Origin of the sequence: Alkalimonas delamerensis (assembly GCF_030717955.1) — a bacterium.
Lineage (GTDB): Bacteria > Pseudomonadota > Gammaproteobacteria > Enterobacterales > Alteromonadaceae > Alkalimonas > Alkalimonas delamerensis.
Map to the genome: position 1 here is coordinate 528,673 of NZ_JAUZVY010000002.1, position 18,340 is coordinate 547,012.

The window sequence follows — 18,340 nt, forward strand, 5'->3', positions numbered from 1 at the left end:
TGCCTTTAAATAGTCAGTGCGTGATCGCTGTACGGGTAATCGTGCGCTTCCAGACTTTCCTGATAGCTTTCCACCCGGTCGGCAGCAATGTCGGTTCGGTAAAACTGGGCAATGTGATAAACCGCATCGCCTTCATTGACCAAGGGCAATTTTAGCAAGCCGATAATGATGCCGCTGTAAGGTGCTCTGATTTCCTGCTCCGACTCGCCAAAAGGATCGGACACCACCCCCAGCACGGTTTGATCTTTTTGCACCCGTGCCCCTTCACCGACAAAAGCCCGGAAAATACCACTTTGCGGTGCCCGCACCCAGGCACTGGAACGTGCCATTACCGGCTCTGGTAGGGGTTTTCGCCGTGTTGCCGGCAGCATATCAAGCGCCCGCATAACCCGCAAAATACCCTCGACCCCACCACGAATAGAGACTTCATCAAAGCGCAGCGCCTCGCCGGCTTCGTAGAGCAGTGTTGGAATTTTAAACTGGCCGGCGGCTTCGCGCAGAGAACCTCCGCGCAATTCTGAGTTCAACAGCACCGGAGTGCCAAAGGCTTTGGCCAGCCGCAGCGCTTCCGGGTCGTCCAGATCGGCCCGTATCTGCGGCAAGTTAAAGCGATGCAAAGCACCGGTATGCAAATCAATGCCATGGGTCGACTGACTGACGATTTCCTGCATAAAAAGCCGGGCCAGCCGTCCTGCCATTGAACCTTTGTTCGAACCTGGGAAGCTGCGGTTGAGATCGCGCCGGTCGGGCAGGTAACGGCTCTGGTTGATAAAACCATGCAGGTTCACCACCGGCACCGCCAACAAGGTTCCTTTTAAGCGTTTGAGCGCCGGCACCTTAAGCAAGCGGCGGATAATCTCCACCCCGTTGATTTCATCGCCATGAATGGCGGCACTGACAAAAAGCACCGGCCCCTGCTGACGGCCACACAGCACTTGCACCGGCATAGTAACCGGCGTGTGAGTGTACAGCTTGCTGCCTTTGACATCGATGGTTTTGCGCTCGCCGGGCAAAACCTCAACGCCACCAATCCGGATGCTGTTGTTGCGGGGGTTGGCAGCCATTTAACCCCGCCCTTTGGTTTTGGTGCGGTTGGGTTTGGCATTTTTTTCAATAAAATCGATGATGGCGCCGGCAATGTCTTTGCCGGATGCACCTTCAATGCCTTCCAGACCAGGCGAGGAGTTGACCTCCATCACCACTGGGCCATGGTTGGAGCGCAGCAAGTCAACACCACAGACGTTCAGGCCCATCACTTTGGCGGCGCGAATAGCGGTGGCCCGCTCCTCCGGAGTAATGCGGCACAACTGAGCAGTACCGCCACGATGCAGATTGGAGCGAAACTCCCCTTCTTTGGCCTGACGTTTCATCGCCGCCACCACTTTGCCGCCGATGACAAAAGCACGGATATCGGAGCCCTTGGCTTCTTTGATAAACTCCTGCACCAGTATGTGCTGCTTCAGGCCCATAAAAGCCTGAATCACACTTTCTGCCGCCTGGTTGGTTTCTGCCAACACCACGCCAATGCCTTGGGTGCCTTCCAGCAATTTGATCACCGCCGGGGCGCCACCGACGATGCTGAGCAGGTCTTCGACATCATCCGGCGAGTGGGCAAAGCTGGTGACCGGCAAGCCAATGCCTTTGCGCGACAACAGCTGCAGACTGCGCAATTTGTCCCGGGCCCGACTGATAGCCACCGATTCATTCAGTGGATAGACATTCATCATTTCAAATTGACGCAGCACAGCGGTGCCATAGAAGGTAATGGAGGCCCCTATTCGCGGGATCACCGCATCAAAACCGGTCAGAATTTCACCCTTGTAGTGAATTTCCGGGTTGTGTGAGGTGATGTTCATGTAGCAGCGCAAGGCATCAATCACCCGAACTTCGTGCCCGCGTTGCTGGGCAGCTTCCACCAGACGCTTGGTGGAGTAAAGCTTTGGATTGCGGGACAAAATGGCAATTTTCATAACGGGGATGCCTTATCAGATAAAGAAGGTTGTACGGTTTCAAGCGGCTGCAGGTAAGACGCTTCGGGCACAACGACATAACGATGGCGCAAGGCTTCGCGGCCAAGCAACATCCGAAACAGCATGGTATCGCGGCTGGTTAGCGATACTTCAATGGCAAAGCAACTGCAGCCCACCTGCACCTCGGTTTTAATAAAATAGCGCTCTGTGGTGTGGCCACCGGAGTCGGTCACCGCCCTTTTGTCGTGCACTTTGGCTTCACACCAAATCACGTCCTGCTCATTTTTTTGCTGTGGATGAATGCCAAAACGCACCCACTCTTCCCCTTCACGCCAAAATGGCTCCACTGCAAAAGCATGCAAGGCTGAACTGCGTGCGCCGGTATCCACTTTGCACTTGATCTCAGGAATCTTCAGCTCTGGCAGTGCCACCCACTCACGCCAGCCAATCGGACTGACTTCACCCGGTAAAAGCTTTACCATGCGGTTGCTCCATCATCATCATAGGAAGGCGAGAGTCTGAGTAAACGCCCGCGTGCATCATCGGTCAACAGGTAGATAGCGCCATCGGGACCAACCCGGACATCACGGATCCGCTCGGCCAGCTCCGTCAACAACACTTGCTCAATGCGGGCCCCTTGGTCGGTTAGCCGAACGCGTTGCAACTGCCGTCCTGCTAAAGCGCCGACCAGCAGATCACCTTGCCAATCGGAAAAAAGCTCGCCCTGATAAAGTGCCAGGCCTGAAGGTGCAATCGAGGGAGTCCAATCCAGCAGCGGTGGTGTCATGCCGTCAAACTGGGTAAAAGGCGTGATACGGGCTCCGGTGTAGTCGATGCCCTGGGTGACCACAGGCCAGCCGTAGTTGGCACCGGCGACAATCCGATTCAGTTCATCCCCGCCTTTAGGACCATGTTCATGGCTCAGCAGCTGCTGGCGGGCGCTATCATACACCAGGCCCTGCACATTGCGATGGCCCCAGCTGAAAATTTCTGCCAAAGCGCCGCTCTGGCCAACCAAGGGGTTGTCATCCGGTACCGAGCCGTCTGGCCAGAGCCGTACCAAAGCACCCAAATGACTGGATAAACGTTGGGCTTCTTCGCGGTAGTCAAAGCCATCGCCTAAGCTCAGTACCAGGCTGCCGTCATCCAGAAAAACCACACGGCCTCCATAATGGGCATTGCCGGTTTTTGCCGGGTAGCTGCGGAAAATTTCGGTCAGCTCGGTCAGCTTCAGTTGGCTCAAATCCAACCTTGCCCGGGCCAGACAGGTATGATTGGCTCGCATCCGGCCACAGGCGTAGCTGAGAAAAATCTGCTGACTCTGGCCAAAATCCGGCGCAGGCACCACATCAAACAAACCGGCCTGACCGGATGCAAACACCTCGGGTAAGCCGCCAATCGGCTCCGGCTCAAGCCGGCCATCGGTATGGATTAACCGTAACCGACCGGGCCTTTCGGTCACCAGCATGGGGCCAGTTGGCAGAAAGGCCAGCGACCAGGGGTGTTCCAGCCCACGCACCAGGGTGTCCAGCTGCAGCTCCGTCTTTGCAATAGCTGGCGGCTGGATGCCCGGCAAAAACAGCAGCAAAGGCAACAGCATCAGAGGCTGGCCTGCCCCTTGCCGGTCAGAACGACGGTTTGAACGCCCGGCAGAGTCGGCCGTCAGCCAAGCCAGAATGACAGCCGCCAGGGCGGCAATCAGCAACAGGCTCAGCAAGCCGGCCAAGCTGCGACTGGCGGCAATCAGGGTTGGCATGGGAGCCAAGGCATTCACTAAGACCAGAGTCAGCCAAAGACCAAGTGCCGCCGCCACTGCGAACAGTGGAGTCCGCCAGCGCGCTTGCAGTCGGCTCGACAACCCATGGGCCAGCGGCATGGCGATGAGGTAGCAACTGGCAAAAAGCACCAGATACACCGGCGTAAAATTCAGCAGATCATGGCCACTGGTTGCCAGCCTTTCGGCCCAGGGAATGCTGACGCCCAGTTGCTGCAGAGCCAACAAGTTAAACTGGGTTTGGACCAGCGTACTCAGCAACACGGCCAGCAGCAAAGTCCAGCACCAGTGCAGCCAGAATGAGGCTCGGGGCAAAGCGGTCAGCATGGTTTCCTCCATGGTGGATTGATACAACAGTTGGGATGCAGCACACGGCTCGCATCCATGGCTTACTGGGGTATAATGATAGTTCAGCCTTAAGCTAACGGCTATGATTTTACAGGAAAAGATGCCCAATCGGATCATCTGGGCCTGACCAGCAACCTACTACCAGAGGAAACGCCTTGGCAGATGTGACGGATTATTTAAACACCCTCGCCAACCACTTGTGGCGCTTAAGCCCGGCTTGTCGCAAGCCGGTGGCCCCTGGCCAGCCACAGCTGGTGGCGCACCGCGGGGCGCATCAACCGGCGACACAGAACCATGGTGCCATTTTGGAAAACACCCTGGCGGCTTTTGAGCGCTGTCTGCTGCAAGGGATCTGGGGCATTGAGCTTGATGTGCGCTTGACGCAGGATGGCGACTTGGTGGTGCACCATGATGCAGACTGTGGTCGCTTGTTTGGGCGGCCGGATCTTCGAATCGCCGACACTACTTTTGCAACCTTACGAAAGGAAATCCCTGCCATCCCATTGCTGGAGGAGGTGATTCAACGGTACGGTCGGCAATTGCATCTGATGATAGAAGTAAAAGAATCCTGGCGAGAGCGCCCGGCTCTGGCTGAGCGTTTAAGCGCTCAGCTCAGTTCACTGGAGCCCGATAAGGACTTTCACTTGCTGAGTCTGGAGCCGGATCACCTGGAAGGGTTTCGCCATTTGCCAGCCAGCTGTCTGGTCGATGTCGCGCTGACCAACACCAAAGCCATAGTGCAGCAAAACCTGCAACTGGGCCATGGCGCTGTAGCTGGCTCCTTTGCCCTGCTCTCAGCCAGCATGCTGCAGGCGCTGAAACGTGCCGGCAAGCAAGTCGGTACCGGCCAGGTCAATCATCCGGCTATTTTAAACCGGGAGCGGCATCGGGGCGTCGATTGGATTTTCAGCGACAGAGCCCTGAACTTGCAAAGCCAGCAAAAGTCCCGATAATAGGTGACCGAAATCAAGAACAAACAATAACATAACTCAATCAACCACAATGAGGTCCTCATGAAAACCTTGCTCTCCTTAAGTATTGGTGCCCTGCTTGCCGGCAGTAGCTTGCTCAGCACCTCGGCCCTGGCAGCAACGCATGCCCCCTACACCCACACCCAATTTAGCATCACCGAATCGGTGCAACCGGCAGACATTCTGGTGGTGCTGGTGCCAGAAAATGCCGGTGAGTTACGCCTAGCTGGCTGGGACAGAGCAAGCCGCAACCACATCAACCGGGCCATCGAAGTGGCGGGCTTTGATGGCAAAGCCGGTGCTCAGTTGGAAATCGTCGCGCCGGTTGGCTTAAGCTATGGCCGGCTCTTGTTGCTGGGCACCGGTAACCCGGCAGACTTAACCCGTGCCAAGGCCGAGACCATGGGCGCAAGTTTAAGCACCTGGGTCAATGGCACCAAGGCAGAAAGCATTCACGTGAACAGCCAGTTGATTGCCAATGCAGCGGACAATCACCGCATCAGCGCGGCCCTTGCCCATGGCGTTGAGCTTCGCAATTACCGTTTTGATCGTTACAAGAGTCAGCCTGAAGCACGGCCTTCGCAGCGCTACAGCTGGCAAGTGGCACTGGCTACCGATGCCCGCAGCAAGTTTGAGCAAAAGCAGGCGCTGGCTCAGGGGGTTTTCACCGCGCGCGAGCTGACCAACCTGCCGGGCAGCGATGGTTATCCGGAAGCCTTTGCCAACTACGCCAAAACCGTGTTGGAGCCGCTTGGGGTCGAGGTAACCATTCTTGGGCCCGAAGAAGTGAAAGCCCTTGGCATGGGTGCTCTTTATGGCGTCAGTCAGGGCAGCCATATGAAAGCGCATTTGCTGGTAGCGCGCTGGCGTGGTCACGACGACGCTCAGCCCATTGCGCTCGTTGGTAAAGGCAACAGTTTTGATACCGGTGGCTACAACCTGAAAACTCAGGCGGCTTCAATTTTGCGGATGCACACCGATAAAGCCGGTGGCGCTGCAGTGGTCGGAGCCGTCAAAGCGTTGGCCGGACAAAAAGCGCCAGTCCATGTAGTGGGTGTGGTGCCGCTGTCCATCAACATGATCTCCGGCGATGCCTATCTGCCGGGCGATGTGGTCACGGCCGGTGATGGCACCACCATTGAGGTTGGCAATACCGATGCCGAAGGCCGCTTGATTCTGGCCGATGGTATCTGGTACGCCCGTGAGCACCTCAATGCCCGGGTCATTGCCGATATCGCCACCCTAACCGGCGCCAAAGTCGGTGCCCTGGGTTCGGCCTACTCCGCCATTTTTACCCAGGATGCCGCTATTGAGCAAAGCCTGCGTCAAGCGGGCGAACTGGTGCAAGAGCGGGTGTGGCCGATGCCGCTGGACGGTTACGACGGCATTGTCCGCAGCCGCATTGCCGACAAAATCAATACCGGCTCACCGGGTGCCCAGGCCGGCGCTATTTTCCTGCAGCACTTTGCCGCGGACACGCCATGGGTGCACATTGATATGGCAGGCGAAGCCTTTGTCAGCAGTGCCAGTGGCATTCACCCGGAAGGCAGTACCGGTCACGGTGTCCGGCTGTTGACCGAATGGGCTAAGCTGTACCAGGCAAAACAAGATTAACAACGACGTGTGCCCCTGCAACAAGCGGCCTGTTTGGGCCGCTTTTTTTATGGTGTCATCGCTGAGGTTGCCTTAACGCTTGTCGTCGCTTGATGGGTGATCCGGTTCCTGCCAGGATTCGGCCATATCGCTGCCCCTTGCCTCTTGCAGCGGCAAGACCGTGAGAATGGCCAGCACAAAGAGCAGCAAACAAAAAATAATGGCATCGGCCAGGCCAAAAGCCCATTGCATTAGCCCCAGGCCCAGCATGCCAAATACCGCCGCCAGCTTGGTGGTCATGCTCCAGAAGCCAAAAAACTCAGCCGCTTTCAGATTGGGGGTCAGCACCCCGACCAGCGCCCGGGCCGCCGATTGCGATGCGCCCAGGCTGGCACCGGCCAGCACACCGGCAAACAAGAACACATACTGGGCTTGCCAGTTCACTCCCAGCCAGGCATGGCTTAATACTGTGATGTTCGGGGTTTGCCAAATCGCCAGAATAGCAAGCAGCCACAGCATCAAAGTTGCAATGTAGGTGGTTCTTGCACCGATGGCACTTTGCAAAAAGCCAAAGCCGATGGCGCCTAGCGCAGCGGTAATCTGGACGGTGACAAACATCAGCACCCGGACCTGTTCATCCCAACCAATGACCTGAGCACCGTAAATAAACGAAAAAGCAATGATGATGTAGATGCCAGCCATGGCAAAAAACACCGACAGCAATAAGGTTCGAAGATCGCGAAAATCCGGCAAATGCTGCCAGGTATGGCGCAAACGCCCAAACCCGGCCGAGAGCAGACTTTGGCCAGCGGGCAAACTGCGTTTCTTGCCGCGCTCACGTAAAAACACAAAGGTTGGAATGGCCGCCAGTAAAAAGAAGCCGGCAGCAAAAGGCCCGACGTAACGGATGGTGCCGTAGTTTTCCAGCGATACCTCGCCCAGAAAGTACAGGGTAAAGGCGGTCGCAACCAGGCCACCGACATAGCCCAGGCTCCAGCCTAAGCCCGAGATCCAGCCCAGGGCTTTGCGCGGCCCCAGATCGGTCAAAAAGCTGGCGATGAAACCTTCACCGATGGCGTAGGCAAAGTTCGAAACAATGATCAGCAGCATGGCCGGCACTATCCAGCCGGGCTCGACAAAATACAGCATAGCCGTTGCGCCTATCGTCAGCAGATAGCTGGCGAATAAAAAGCGCTTGCGACTGGCGGAAAAGTCCATCACAGCGCCACAAACCGGATTAGCCACCACCACCAACAAATAGCTGATGGCTAAAGAGATGCTCCACAACAAATTGCCAGTGCGGTAATCCGGCGCATCCCCCACCACCACCCGGGTAAAGAGATCGCCATAAATCACGGTAATAATCAGCAAGGTGTAAGCCTGGTTGGCGAAGTCAAACATCGCCCAGCCAAAAATTTCACGTTTTGGAGCCAGTCTGGTCGGTGTCATTGTTTGACCTGTTTGTGTGGTGTACTCAAGGCTGATCCCTTCTATGCTGCACTTGGCTGCAGTTAAAATTCAAACACAGCTTCAAAACGCTCACCGTTTCGAATACGCTCAAGTTGTTGGTACAGCTGCAATGGCTCGAGATCATTGACAGCCACTCTTGCTGCCACATAGTGTTGGTGTGTGTTGGCACCGGCAAAAAATGCCCGGCCGGTTTTTAAGGTTTTCACGGCGTCAATGGCCTCCTGGCTGATGGCAATGTTGTCGATTAAAAATGGCTCTCTGTGATCCACCATTAGCGCAACCCCCTCGTTAAACCAAACGGGGATTTCCAGCCAATGCCTGAGCCAACCCACTCGCTGCCCTACTTCGGCATGAACCAACTCATGGGCAGCCACATCGACATTCTGCCCATTGGGGCCAAGGATAATGCAGGTCCCCATAGGCGTAAAATGGGCGGTTGCTGTCGAATTCGCACCGAGCCTGGCGGCCTCGGCTTTTGTAGCAACAATCACTATTTTTGGCGTGGCAATCATGGTGCCAAAGGTTGTCGCCACCCTTTGTTTGCCGTCCTGAATGATGCTAACGACCTGTTCTTGGTTTTCCACACCGGGGGCTGCAAAAATATTCGGGGCTAGCTGCTGGTATCCATAGAATCCTACTGCTTCGCAGGCTAAGGCGTGCCGCTGTGAAAACATCCCTGCGAGTGCTACGCCAATCACCAGCAGCATCAATGTTCTTTTTAACCAGAGGTGGCGATTGAGAAAGTCCATCTAAAATCCTTATCAAGTTCTAACGTCCCAGTTAAAAACAACAAGCTGTGCAGCAGCCAGAAGTTTCAGCAAGAGCTTTTGCTGAACCAAAAACTTGCTGGTTCTCAGCCATTAGTTGCGATCTGCCGGATGGTTCACACCGTCGTTGGTCGGTACCTTGGGTATTTTTAGTGGGTTTATGCCCTCAAGGCAAGCAACATTAAAGCCATACTGCGTTGGGTTTGATCTGCGTTGGTGGTGAGTATAGACACCGCAATTACTGCAAAAGTAGTGCTTGGCTGTCTTTGTATTAAACTGGTACAGCTTCAGTAAGCCCTCTCCTTTCACAATGTTTATACCCGAAAGAGGAATAGAAGCTGCTATTGCACCTCGTCTGCGGCAAAGCGAGCAATCACAGCGGCGCAACTCAACCAAACCATCCGGCAAATCAAGTTCAAACTCTACCGAGCCACAATGGCAGCTGGCTTTGTGTTTCGCTTTGATTGGCACGCCATCAACTTCTTTCAAATTTAAGGCCATACCTGGCTCCTTGTTAGCACAAAAAGCAGCGCGATGAATGAGTATTGTGATGTTGAGTTGTGTTTATACGCAGCATATTTACACCACCCATACCCTGTAAAATCGCCGTTAAGTAGCATAGCAAGTTACTGTCAATACGAGCAATTTGACATAGCGAACTCCCAGACATCCCCAACTACTTGTTTTGATTTATAAATAAACTCCCCGGCAGAGAACTCATAAACCATTGCATCATACTCATACCCGATCATCTTTTCTTTATGACTGTTAGTGTTACAGAATTTATATCTATTTTGAGATAACCTCACCTTGATTTGACCATTAAACCAATTGGCTTTTACTGGGTAGCTCTCAACGCCAAAAAATAATACGCTATCTACCAAAGGTGGATTTTTTGAGCATGCATCTTTAACCAAAGAGTTTAAAAGCAACTGATTGGATTTGACTTCCCAAGAGCCTTTATATCCTCTCCAGTTTGCAGTACAAGCCCCTTTCAGGTCGAGCATTAGTCGTATTTCATCAAATGAATAAAGTGCTTCAAGTGGACTTTTATAGCCCGGCCCCATTTCTAACCCATAAATTTCACCGTCAAAAACAAAAGTTTCTTTAATCTGCTGTGTAGCACAGAGGGGAAATACAAAAAAAAATATGAGTAAAAAAATCAAAACTTGCATGGTTGCCTCAGACTATTAAAGCTGGAAAATATGCTACCGTAGCCTTTCGAAGTCAGCCGAATTGAGGCCATACTAGTTGTTTTCGCTGACGAAAAAATTTGCTTGTTAACGTTCAATTTCAGACACCATTTGTCGTGCGAGTTGTTCCATGCGTACCAGGCTAATATCAGCTTTTTCCAGAAACGAATCATCAAATTGGTTAGGATCTGCCCAATATCTGCCTTTTATTTCACACCGTTTTGCTAGTTTATCTAGCCCCAGATCAGTCAATTCAAATCCAAGTCTTGTCCATTGTTCAGACAATCTTGCTTCAGTTGTATAACATTGAGCACCGGATTCGTTTATTTGCCTGATGTATGCTGCAGTATTTCGGGCCGCGATAATCACCGATCTAAGTGCATTAACCGACTGACGCTTCCGCTGATCACCAGCCCTTTTTAAATTTGCCAACCACTGCTTAAGATGCTTAAAAAGCTCCCACAGGCTAACTCCTGTTATGGGTTCCATTCAGCCTCCGCCAAGCGCGCTAACGACACCAACAGGAGCCGGCTGCATTGATTTGTTAGCCACCCTTTGCTGCATCGATTTCTTCATTTCTTTCATCAAAGGGTATGGATAATTATCACGATCATTTGATGCAGTGAGTATGAACAAGTCAATGTCTGGGTAATAATAGAAAGTTGTAAAGGAGTAGCCATTCGAGCCATCGTGCCAAATACTTGTAAACTCTTCAGGCGGGTTTGAGATGACCCAGCCGTAACCGTAGTAATCTATCTTGCTGGGGGTTTCAGCAATATGTGGATGGAGCATTTGCGCCCACGATGCCTCACTTAAAATCTTCCCTGAACGAAGAGCCAGGTACCACGCGTGCATATCTTGAGCCGTAGATAGCAAGTACCCGGAGCCTTCACCCCAGCGCCTACCTGGATTTTCACGTAGATGTTGCAACGGATCGCCCACACTTCGACTTGCCGCCTCTATCCTAAACAGCCATTGAAACCAGTTTTGGTCCGCGCCGTAATTTATGGCAAGTCTTTCTTGCTGTACATCCAGCAGACGATACCCAGTTTCTGTTAAGCCCGCCGGCAACAGGATATGTTGCCGAATATAAGCCTCCCAGTCTTGGCCGGAGGCAATTTCAATCAGCTGAGCCAACAAGCTAAAGCCAATATTCGAATAATGATAGGCTTCGCCTGGGGTGGAGACTAACTTCAGTTTAAGTACTTGAGCGATATAAGCGTCAATGTCTACAATTTCATATTCCCTTAGGCGTGGTGGGTTTACCGGCAATCCAGAGGAATTGGTAAGTAAATGATGGATCGTAATATTCTTTTTATCAGCAGGCACATTGGGAAAGAAGTTATCAATGGTATCGGAGAGGGATAACTTCCCTTGCTCTACCAACAACATAATGGCCGTTGCGGTAAATTGCTTGGTCACTGAGCCAATATCAAACACAGTGTGCTCATCAAAAGCGCGCTGATTTTCTCTGTCCGCGAAGCCAAAGCTTTGTTGAAAAATAATGGCATCAGAGTTTGCTACCAATACCGTACCGGAAAAGGTGGATTGCTCGAGTTTCTGCTGCCAATGCTGCAAAGGCTCTGCAGCAGCTACCGGTAAAGTGACTAGAAGAGTTAATGCAGCGGCAATAACCTTGCGCAATTTAAGTTCAATCCGTGTTGTTTTCAAAACATCTTCCCTCAAGACCAGGCCGGCAGAAAATGCCATATCTACACAAACAAAAAAGCAAGATAAAAAATTAACACACGAGCCTAAACTTAACGCGAACGGGTCTTAAAAGAAAATCGAAATTTGTAACTAAAAATTCCAAAATGCTGCGGCTTCTGCTGGCTAAAAAGTGCCAGAGGATGCATTTTAACGTGTCACTAATTGGTTACAGCAGCGCAGCTAGACCTAAAAGCCACGTTGCTTGTGGCCGGAACAAACATTAGCAACCAATCAGGTATTGTTTGACATACAACCCATAAATTTATCCTTAAATAGTAGCCATACAAAGCTGGTAACAGCCGCTGCGGCAAGGACAGTTTGAACCGCTTCAATAGGATTGCTGTGCCAAATTGAAAAATAGACCGCAGGCAATACCGTCAATAAACTACCTAGCCATTCATTATTCCTATGCCACAAGCATGGCAGTAAAAAAGCGGTATACAGACCAAAAGGAATACTAAAAAGTAGTACCAAGTAGCTTGGCCTCTCAAATAAGCACAGCCCAAAAAATGCCAGAGAAAAAAACGCCAAAAACCACGGTGCATACGCAATCGTTTGGATAAATGCTTTTTTACTGGATGACTTCATGACCCACCAAAGCGCCTTAATTCTTTAAATTTTACAATGATGCGCATTATTAGGCGCTGTCATTAACAACTTCAATTTGAGCAGCATTTAAAATTCGTATGTGGGTTTGAAAGTAATACTTGCCTGAAGGTTTTCGCTGATCATTGATAAAATCAATTCTGACACGTTGTGCAGCCCCTTCTACCCGTATTGTTTTACCGATAAAGAACTCCTCAGCTCTAACACCGTATTGCGCTTCTAGTTGGGGGATGATATTCGGGTGCAAAGCGACTGTAACGTTTCGTTGATCACGGTAATCGAGCTCAGTATTCAGATATACAACATGGCCCTGTTTGCCAGTGGCTTGAATACTTAAAACATACTCCCCTACCACCCCATACGGGGCTGATGCGGCTGCTTTCCTGATAATCTCCATCGTATCTGATTTAGCGACAAACCCACCCGAAGCAGGATGGTTTGGAGCGGCACTGCAACCAGTTAGAATTAGGAGAAGAACTAAAATAAAAAATCTCATTTTTCACTTCCTTATTAAAAGCCAAACAACCCAGTTTAGCGCGGAAACCCTCACAGTGACTCGTGGGGCTTCCTCATTCTGGCCGCCGTCCCAGCCTCGATGGCAGCGACAATGGCGTATGGTTAGACATACTGCACGCCAACCATGAATAACGGCAACCAAACGGCAACCGATACCAACATAACCCCCGTAATGGCAAAAAATGCAGCACTACCCGCAGCATGAGAAAAGTAAACTGTTGGGCTACTGGCAAGGTGCTTATGAAAGTTTTTTGCAATGGCCTGCAACGTTGATGTAATTATTTCCCACTGATACCGCACCCAGGTAAAAAAGGGTTTAAGCGCAAAAAGCAAGCACGAAAATGCCATTTCCAAGCCTGCTACCTCTACAAAAAGCAGCAGGTAACCAGCAAATGGTGTTGCCAATAAAATAGCCAAGAGCATCAGTGCTCTTTTCAGCCAAAGGTGACGATTCAGAAAATCCATCTAATGTCCTTATTATGGCCTAACGCCGCGAACAGCTGCCTTAAATTATCCGGCAGCATCGCTTAGTTAGGCACCCTTTTCTTATGAGGGTAAATCTAACCAATTAGAAAGCTGATGCTTTCGAGCAGACGACTTGTAGTACGCGGCCATAGCAACGCCGAAGAAGATGCCTGCGACTAACGCGGAGGCTAAGGCGCCAGATGCGGGCAAACCCAGGGACCGCCATTGGAAAAGCCACATTAGGGCTCCCCACGCAGCAGCAAACCATAGCCCCATTAACAGTGCGTTCTTCGGAAAGCTGTTGTAATGCGGAGGCCTCGCCCTGACGCCTAGCTTCCAAAGAATGAGCAACGCCGGTGGCATGCTATTCGACTTCCAGATACCGGACTCTTTGAGCTCCTGTATCGCAGCTTCCTTTCTCTTTTCAAATGACACCTTTCACTCCTTTGACTTCCTAACGCCCGCAACACACGAGCAACTTGTTGCGAGTCGAGGTCCAGGCCATGTAGTGGCCGTTTGTGGTTGCGGTTGTTAGGTTAATCACCAGTCAGTCCTTTAACAAACCAAGTCTTTTCGAGAACCCAATCCCCAAACAACAAGCGATCACATCTTCCAGCAGGTTCTGATGCAGTCAGTTGATCACCACACTCTTGAAAAATTAACCCACCACCAAATCGATAAACGTAATCAATCTGACGATGTCGCGCCAAGCCATTTATTTCATTATTTTCAATCGGTTTAATTTTTGTAAAGCCAGGGAAACCCCAAAATCCCTCACTCTTGACTAACATAAAATAATTAGTATTAAACTGCTCAAAGGCAGCTAAAAGCTCCTGGCTTAAAGCTGGTTCTTCTTCCCAAATAATACCAGCCTCAGATCTAACTCCTGCTTGATTACCTTGATCTGGCAGCCATCTGATAATGTTGTAAGGTGTCTTATCTGCTTCAGTTATTAGTTTTTGTAACTTTTTATCATTCAAGTAAAGCAATACATAGTCTTGAAACGCACTTCGAGGCCAATGCGGCACACTTAACCATGCAAAGACGGCTATAGATAAAACGCAAAGAGTGATAATGAAAGTTTTCATAGACCTAGACATAATGACTCCCCACGAGGTCCTGACCTCCGAGTACGTGGGTTAGCTTCGCAACCAGAACCATACTGTATTTGCTGAGAACACACTACAGGAAATCAGCATGATTAACAATAGCATAACCTTTATTGGTCTTGATACGCATAAAAATTTTTTCGAAGTTGCCTACATAGAAGACATTCGTGAAGCCAAACCAATCAGCCTTGGCCATTGCTGCTATGTGCTCGCTACTTCCCTCATTCCACAAAAGGTCAGTGAGCACGTTAAAACCTATAAGCACGATGCGATAAAACTGGCGCTATTGCAGCGCTAAGGGTATTCATTGATATCGCCTGGCAGGACTAGCCTCGGCTGTGCAGACGCTTCCAGCGGCTGATGATAGACTCAACCTGTTTGACGTAGGGAGCCATACCAACGCCGCGCTTTGCGGCTGATTTGTAGCAACTTGCTTCAATTGTGGCAACTTGCTACAATTTAGGCAGCTCATCATTGGAGGTAAAAATGGCTACAAACAGCATTCGCTTAGATCAAAACCTTATTGAAAAAGCTACCATTATAGCCAAAGCACTTAATCGAACCCCGCCTAAGCAAATAGAACATTGGGCGAAAATCGGCGAGATGATGGAAGATAACCCCGATTTACCCTACGAGTTTGTGAGGCAGGCCATCATCGCGCAGGCAGAACGGGACGCAGGAAAGCTGGAGGCCTACGATTTTGGTTAAGGCCACCAGTGTATTACAGACTCCTACATTCAAAAAGGCGGTGAAAAAACTCAAGCCCAACCAGAAAAAGGACCTTGATTTGGCCATTAAGGAGCTAATGGCCAATCCCAACATCGGAGAACAAAAGAAAGGGGATCTGGCCTTTCTGCGAGTCCATAAGTTCAAAATGAACAAGCAACTGACTTTGCTGGGTTACAGTTTTGATGATGGCGCACTTATCCTTGCACTGATGGCCTTGGGATCACACGAAAATTTCTACCGCGATCTAAAGCGGAAGAAATGACGTTGTAACGCTTCGCTAATGGGCTGCTGCCGCGCAGCGTAGGCTGTCCAGTGGAAGCCACGCCGTTTGTGGCCGGAACGAAATTAATCAACTTGCTAGGTGTCTTCACTGTTAGCATAAAAATACACCCCTACAGAAATCCAGATGACTAAACATGTTATAAACAAGCCAGGCTCTTGAGACCAGTATATCATTCCAGTCCGACCAGGAAGAGCACCGAAATATATAATTGCGATAATAGATATTGACCAAGTTATCAAAATAAGTATTCGCGATTGTTTTATATCGATTTCTTTTTGTTTGAGTTGATGAATTTCGTAATCACTGAGATATGGTGACTTTTTAGCGTCTAACCGAGCAATCATCTTTTCCAACTGCACTTTATCTTTTACGCTTAAAGTACTGTTTGAAATGAGAATACTCTTCATTTCATCAACTGAGCTTCGTTCAAATCGACTGAAAATCACAGTATCTACTTAGCGCTTAGCATACGGGCGACAGGCCCGATAGCGAGTTGACATCCCAGTGGCCGCAGGCCGCGAGTATACGTATTGTTATGTTTCATTTACCAAAGCCGATTTTGAACCCACATTATTAATTACCGAAACCCGAGATAAGCCTTTCACAAAACGATCAAATGCGGCTGGTTCTAACTTAAATGAGAACGAAGCCACATAGCATAGCCGCTCATTGGGATAACGCGTATCTCTGGATACAATTTGTATAACCGTCAATATGCGACCAGAACTATCGATGCAAGAGAACTCAATATCGAAGTGAGACAGTTGATCATTCTCACCAGAGCAAAACCGAATGCTATCCTCTCGATTTTTGGGAAAGCCAACTAGTTGTGAGCAAAACGATTGAAACTGGTCTTCGTTGACGTAGCAATCGGCAGTACCGGCAAAGCCGCTACTTTCGCCCTTAACTCTTAGTTTCAGCAGATCATCTATTTCGGATAATTGCTCAAATTCCAAATATTCACTCATGACTGTCCTGAAACATAACGCCGCCAACACGCGCAGCTTTGAAGTGGAGGCGGAGCCGCTACGAAAAAGCTGTCCGTGTTGGCCTTGTTAGGGCAATTGACGTATACTTGTACGGAAACCCCGTACATCGAGGCACCGTCATGGATACAATCAGTGTAAACAAATTTAGAGACAATCTGAAGAGCGTTGTAGAACAAGTTATTAACAGGCATGAACCGCTCAAGGTAACTCGACGAGCCGGAGAGGCTTTCGTTGTAATGAGCGCCGACGACTGGGAGCGAGAGCAAGAAACGCTTTACGTTCTCCAAAACCAGAGCCTCATGCAACAGATTGCCTACTCCCTTGAAACCCACAACCGTAGTAAAGGCTATATACCGACTGACGAGCAAATGAATGAGATCACTGGTATTTGAAGGCAATACTTGGGAAGCGTATGAAACTATGCGCGAGAAGGACAAACAATTACATAAGGCTTTGCGTAAATTACTCAAGGAAATGCTGCGTTCAAACGACCCTGCTTCAGGTTTAGGGAAGCCGGAGCCACTCAAGCACAACCTCTCTGGCCTTTGGTCTAAGCGGATCTCACAAAGAGATCGTTTGATATATCGGTTTGACGATAAATCCATTTATATCTTCGCTATTGGTGGTCATTACGATCAGTCCTAGCGCACTGTTAAAGTGAAGTAAGGAGCATAGCGAGTTAATGTCACTTTAAACAGCTTGTTAGAGCTGTTTCCCATATCTGTCCAGCTATTTGTTTTGATTTAAAAATAAACTCTCCTGCAGAAAATTCATAAACCATCGCATCATACTCATACCCGATCATCTGTTCTTTCCCACTGGTTGTGTTACAAAACTTATATCTATCCGGAGATAACCTAACCTTAATTTGACCATTAAACCAATGTGCTTTTACCGGATAACTCTCCTCACCAAAAAATAATACACTATCTACCATGGGGGGATTTTTCGAACATGCATCTTTAACCAAAGAGTTTAAAAACAACTGATTAGATTTTACCTCCCAAGTACCTTTATATCCTCTCCAGTTCGCAGTACACCCCCCTTTCAAATCGAGCATTAGGAGAATTTCATCATATGAATAAAGTGATTCAAGTGGGCTCTTATAGCCCGGCCCCATTTCCAATCCAAAAATTTCACCTTCAAAAACAAAAGTTTCTTTAATCTGCTGAGTAGCAGACAAAGGAACCGCAACAAATAAGAGTAAAAAAATCAAAATTTTCATGAGCACCTCAAAAGAGTTCTAACGCTCGCCTAAGCGGCGAGCAACTTGTTGCGAGTCCAGCGGCTGCATGCCGCGATACTTTAGGCGTTTGTTAGGAACCAACCAAATAGTCTCGGCAAGAATTAAGAATTTCATCAACTTTTTCTCTAACGGGTGCTTTTACCTCTATCGATTCGAGCTTAGAGCCTGGGCCGAGAACATCTCCGACAGCACCTTTAAAAATATTCTCTACAATTGAATCTTCTTGTTGATTTAAAGGTTGGATGCCATCTGGTGCCGATTTTCCAAGTGCATTGTAAATATACCAGGTAACGCTATTGGCATACTTGATGCCTAGTTCAGAACTGAGGAAGTCATCAGAAATCTGCAACTGTTCTGAACTAAAGTTTTGGTACAAAATTGATTGGTATGTTTCGGCCAAAATACTCACGTCGATTCTGTCTATGCACTCTGCAAATTCTTTTGTCGCAAGTCCTTTCTCGGCACCATCAATTATTGATAGCTTTATTCCGCCAAAGCTTAAGTCAGCTAGAAACTTTGACGTTTCACTTAGATCACTGTTTCCAGTTGTACTGATTAAAAGTGAAATAGAAAATGCTAGACCAAGATAGCTCATAATAAT

General features: G+C 49.6%; 26 protein-coding genes. 7 read left to right on the forward strand and 19 right to left on the reverse strand.

What is annotated here, in order from left to right; all coding sequences use genetic code 11:
- Positions 1-5: 5 nt before the first annotated feature.
- Genes Q3O59_RS06800 through Q3O59_RS06815 form a run of 4 tightly spaced genes read right to left on the reverse strand, consistent with a single transcriptional unit; the run spans position 6 to position 4,071 of the window.
- Positions 6-1,064, reverse strand: a complete 1,059-nt coding sequence (locus Q3O59_RS06800; protein ID WP_305944853.1) for a succinylglutamate desuccinylase/aspartoacylase family protein — start codon at positions 1,062-1,064, stop codon at positions 6-8.
- Positions 1,065-1,970 (reverse strand): 30S ribosomal protein S6--L-glutamate ligase, encoded by a 906-nt coding sequence (gene rimK / locus Q3O59_RS06805; protein WP_305944854.1) that lies wholly within the window; start codon positions 1,968-1,970, stop codon positions 1,065-1,067.
- Positions 1,967-2,452, reverse strand: coding sequence for an ATP-dependent zinc protease family protein (locus Q3O59_RS06810; protein ID WP_305944855.1), 486 nt, complete (start codon positions 2,450-2,452; stop codon positions 1,967-1,969). The genes rimK and Q3O59_RS06810 overlap by 4 nt, the downstream gene beginning before the upstream one ends.
- Positions 2,446-4,071: a PQQ-dependent sugar dehydrogenase gene (locus Q3O59_RS06815; protein WP_305944856.1), complete on the reverse strand. Its 1,626-nt coding sequence runs from the start codon at positions 4,069-4,071 to the stop codon at positions 2,446-2,448. Before Q3O59_RS06815 ends, Q3O59_RS06810 begins: the two co-directional genes overlap by 7 nt.
- Before the next feature lie 185 nt (positions 4,072-4,256).
- Here Q3O59_RS06815 and Q3O59_RS06820 point away from each other — a divergent pair, with 185 nt between their 5' ends.
- Together Q3O59_RS06820 and Q3O59_RS06825 are read left to right on the forward strand one after the other, a co-directional pair.
- The gene (locus tag Q3O59_RS06820; RefSeq protein WP_305945122.1) at positions 4,257-5,045 is read left to right on the forward strand and encodes a glycerophosphodiester phosphodiesterase; all 789 of its coding nucleotides are present in this window, start codon (positions 4,257-4,259) and stop codon (positions 5,043-5,045) included.
- 60 nt (positions 5,046-5,105) lie between these two features.
- Positions 5,106-6,677, forward strand: a complete 1,572-nt coding sequence (locus Q3O59_RS06825; protein ID WP_305944857.1) for a leucyl aminopeptidase family protein — start codon at positions 5,106-5,108, stop codon at positions 6,675-6,677.
- 72 nt (positions 6,678-6,749) lie between these two features.
- Here Q3O59_RS06825 and Q3O59_RS06830 read toward each other — a convergent pair whose 3' ends face one another.
- From Q3O59_RS06830 to Q3O59_RS06875, 11 genes are all read right to left on the reverse strand, one after another.
- A complete protein-coding gene (locus Q3O59_RS06830; protein ID WP_305944858.1) occupies positions 6,750-8,105 on the reverse strand; it encodes an MFS transporter in 1,356 nt (451 codons plus the stop codon).
- Between the two features lie 62 nt (positions 8,106-8,167).
- Positions 8,168-8,875 carry a hypothetical protein gene (locus Q3O59_RS06835; protein WP_305944859.1) on the reverse strand — a complete coding sequence of 236 codons (708 nt, stop codon included), beginning with the start codon at positions 8,873-8,875 and terminating at the stop codon, positions 8,168-8,170.
- 111 nt (positions 8,876-8,986) lie between these two features.
- Positions 8,987-9,394: a GFA family protein gene (locus Q3O59_RS06840; protein ID WP_228591808.1), complete on the reverse strand. Its 408-nt coding sequence runs from the start codon at positions 9,392-9,394 to the stop codon at positions 8,987-8,989.
- A 131-nt stretch (positions 9,395-9,525) separates the two neighbouring features.
- Positions 9,526-10,068 (reverse strand): hypothetical protein, encoded by a 543-nt coding sequence (locus Q3O59_RS06845; RefSeq protein ID WP_305944860.1) that lies wholly within the window; start codon positions 10,066-10,068, stop codon positions 9,526-9,528.
- Between the two features lie 105 nt (positions 10,069-10,173).
- A complete protein-coding gene (locus tag Q3O59_RS06850; protein ID WP_305944861.1) occupies positions 10,174-10,575 on the reverse strand; it encodes a hypothetical protein in 402 nt (133 codons plus the stop codon).
- On the reverse strand, positions 10,576-11,796 hold the full coding sequence (locus Q3O59_RS06855; protein ID WP_305944862.1) for a serine hydrolase domain-containing protein: 1,221 nt from the start codon (positions 11,794-11,796) through the stop codon (positions 10,576-10,578).
- Positions 11,797-12,027: 231 nt separating this feature from the next.
- Entirely contained in the window at positions 12,028-12,384 is a 357-nt protein-coding gene (locus tag Q3O59_RS06860) for a hypothetical protein (protein WP_305944863.1), read from the reverse strand.
- Between the two features lie 49 nt (positions 12,385-12,433).
- The gene (locus Q3O59_RS06865) at positions 12,434-12,898 is read right to left on the reverse strand and encodes a hypothetical protein (protein WP_305944864.1); all 465 of its coding nucleotides are present in this window, start codon (positions 12,896-12,898) and stop codon (positions 12,434-12,436) included.
- Between the two features lie 122 nt (positions 12,899-13,020).
- On the reverse strand, positions 13,021-13,383 hold the full coding sequence (locus Q3O59_RS06870) for a hypothetical protein (protein WP_305944865.1): 363 nt from the start codon (positions 13,381-13,383) through the stop codon (positions 13,021-13,023).
- A gap of 81 nt (positions 13,384-13,464) precedes the next feature.
- Positions 13,465-13,818, reverse strand: a complete 354-nt coding sequence (locus tag Q3O59_RS15875) for a DUF6404 family protein (protein ID WP_369812360.1) — start codon at positions 13,816-13,818, stop codon at positions 13,465-13,467.
- A 101-nt stretch (positions 13,819-13,919) separates the two neighbouring features.
- The gene (locus tag Q3O59_RS06875) at positions 13,920-14,483 is read right to left on the reverse strand and encodes a hypothetical protein (RefSeq protein WP_305944866.1); all 564 of its coding nucleotides are present in this window, start codon (positions 14,481-14,483) and stop codon (positions 13,920-13,922) included.
- A 97-nt stretch (positions 14,484-14,580) separates the two neighbouring features.
- Here Q3O59_RS06875 and Q3O59_RS06880 point away from each other — a divergent pair, with 97 nt between their 5' ends.
- The 3 genes from Q3O59_RS06880 (at position 14,581) to Q3O59_RS06890 (ending at position 15,483) form a co-directional block, all read left to right on the forward strand.
- A complete protein-coding gene (locus Q3O59_RS06880) occupies positions 14,581-14,790 on the forward strand; it encodes a hypothetical protein (protein ID WP_369812361.1) in 210 nt (69 codons plus the stop codon).
- A gap of 188 nt (positions 14,791-14,978) precedes the next feature.
- Positions 14,979-15,200: a TA system antitoxin ParD family protein gene (locus Q3O59_RS06885; protein WP_007113097.1), complete on the forward strand. Its 222-nt coding sequence runs from the start codon at positions 14,979-14,981 to the stop codon at positions 15,198-15,200.
- On the forward strand, positions 15,193-15,483 hold the full coding sequence (locus Q3O59_RS06890) for a type II toxin-antitoxin system RelE/ParE family toxin (protein ID WP_305944867.1): 291 nt from the start codon (positions 15,193-15,195) through the stop codon (positions 15,481-15,483). The genes Q3O59_RS06885 and Q3O59_RS06890 overlap by 8 nt, the downstream gene beginning before the upstream one ends.
- Before the next feature lie 95 nt (positions 15,484-15,578).
- Here Q3O59_RS06890 and Q3O59_RS06895 read toward each other — a convergent pair whose 3' ends face one another.
- Positions 15,579-15,911: a hypothetical protein gene (locus Q3O59_RS06895; protein ID WP_305944868.1), complete on the reverse strand. Its 333-nt coding sequence runs from the start codon at positions 15,909-15,911 to the stop codon at positions 15,579-15,581.
- A gap of 126 nt (positions 15,912-16,037) precedes the next feature.
- Positions 16,038-16,472 carry a hypothetical protein gene (locus Q3O59_RS06900; RefSeq protein ID WP_305944869.1) on the reverse strand — a complete coding sequence of 145 codons (435 nt, stop codon included), beginning with the start codon at positions 16,470-16,472 and terminating at the stop codon, positions 16,038-16,040.
- Positions 16,473-16,612: 140 nt separating this feature from the next.
- Here Q3O59_RS06900 and Q3O59_RS06905 point away from each other — a divergent pair, with 140 nt between their 5' ends.
- Together Q3O59_RS06905 and Q3O59_RS06910 are read left to right on the forward strand one after the other, a co-directional pair.
- Positions 16,613-16,885 (forward strand): type II toxin-antitoxin system Phd/YefM family antitoxin, encoded by a 273-nt coding sequence (locus Q3O59_RS06905; RefSeq protein ID WP_305944870.1) that lies wholly within the window; start codon positions 16,613-16,615, stop codon positions 16,883-16,885.
- On the forward strand, positions 16,866-17,138 hold the full coding sequence (locus tag Q3O59_RS06910) for a Txe/YoeB family addiction module toxin (protein ID WP_305944871.1): 273 nt from the start codon (positions 16,866-16,868) through the stop codon (positions 17,136-17,138). Before Q3O59_RS06905 ends, Q3O59_RS06910 begins: the two co-directional genes overlap by 20 nt.
- Before the next feature lie 40 nt (positions 17,139-17,178).
- On the opposite strand, the gene Q3O59_RS06915 is transcribed toward Q3O59_RS06910, so the two are convergent.
- Positions 17,179-17,718 carry a hypothetical protein gene (locus Q3O59_RS06915; protein ID WP_305944872.1) on the reverse strand — a complete coding sequence of 180 codons (540 nt, stop codon included), beginning with the start codon at positions 17,716-17,718 and terminating at the stop codon, positions 17,179-17,181.
- Positions 17,719-17,809: 91 nt separating this feature from the next.
- A complete protein-coding gene (locus Q3O59_RS06920) occupies positions 17,810-18,334 on the reverse strand; it encodes a hypothetical protein (RefSeq protein WP_305944873.1) in 525 nt (174 codons plus the stop codon).
- Positions 18,335-18,340: the final 6 nt, after the last annotated feature.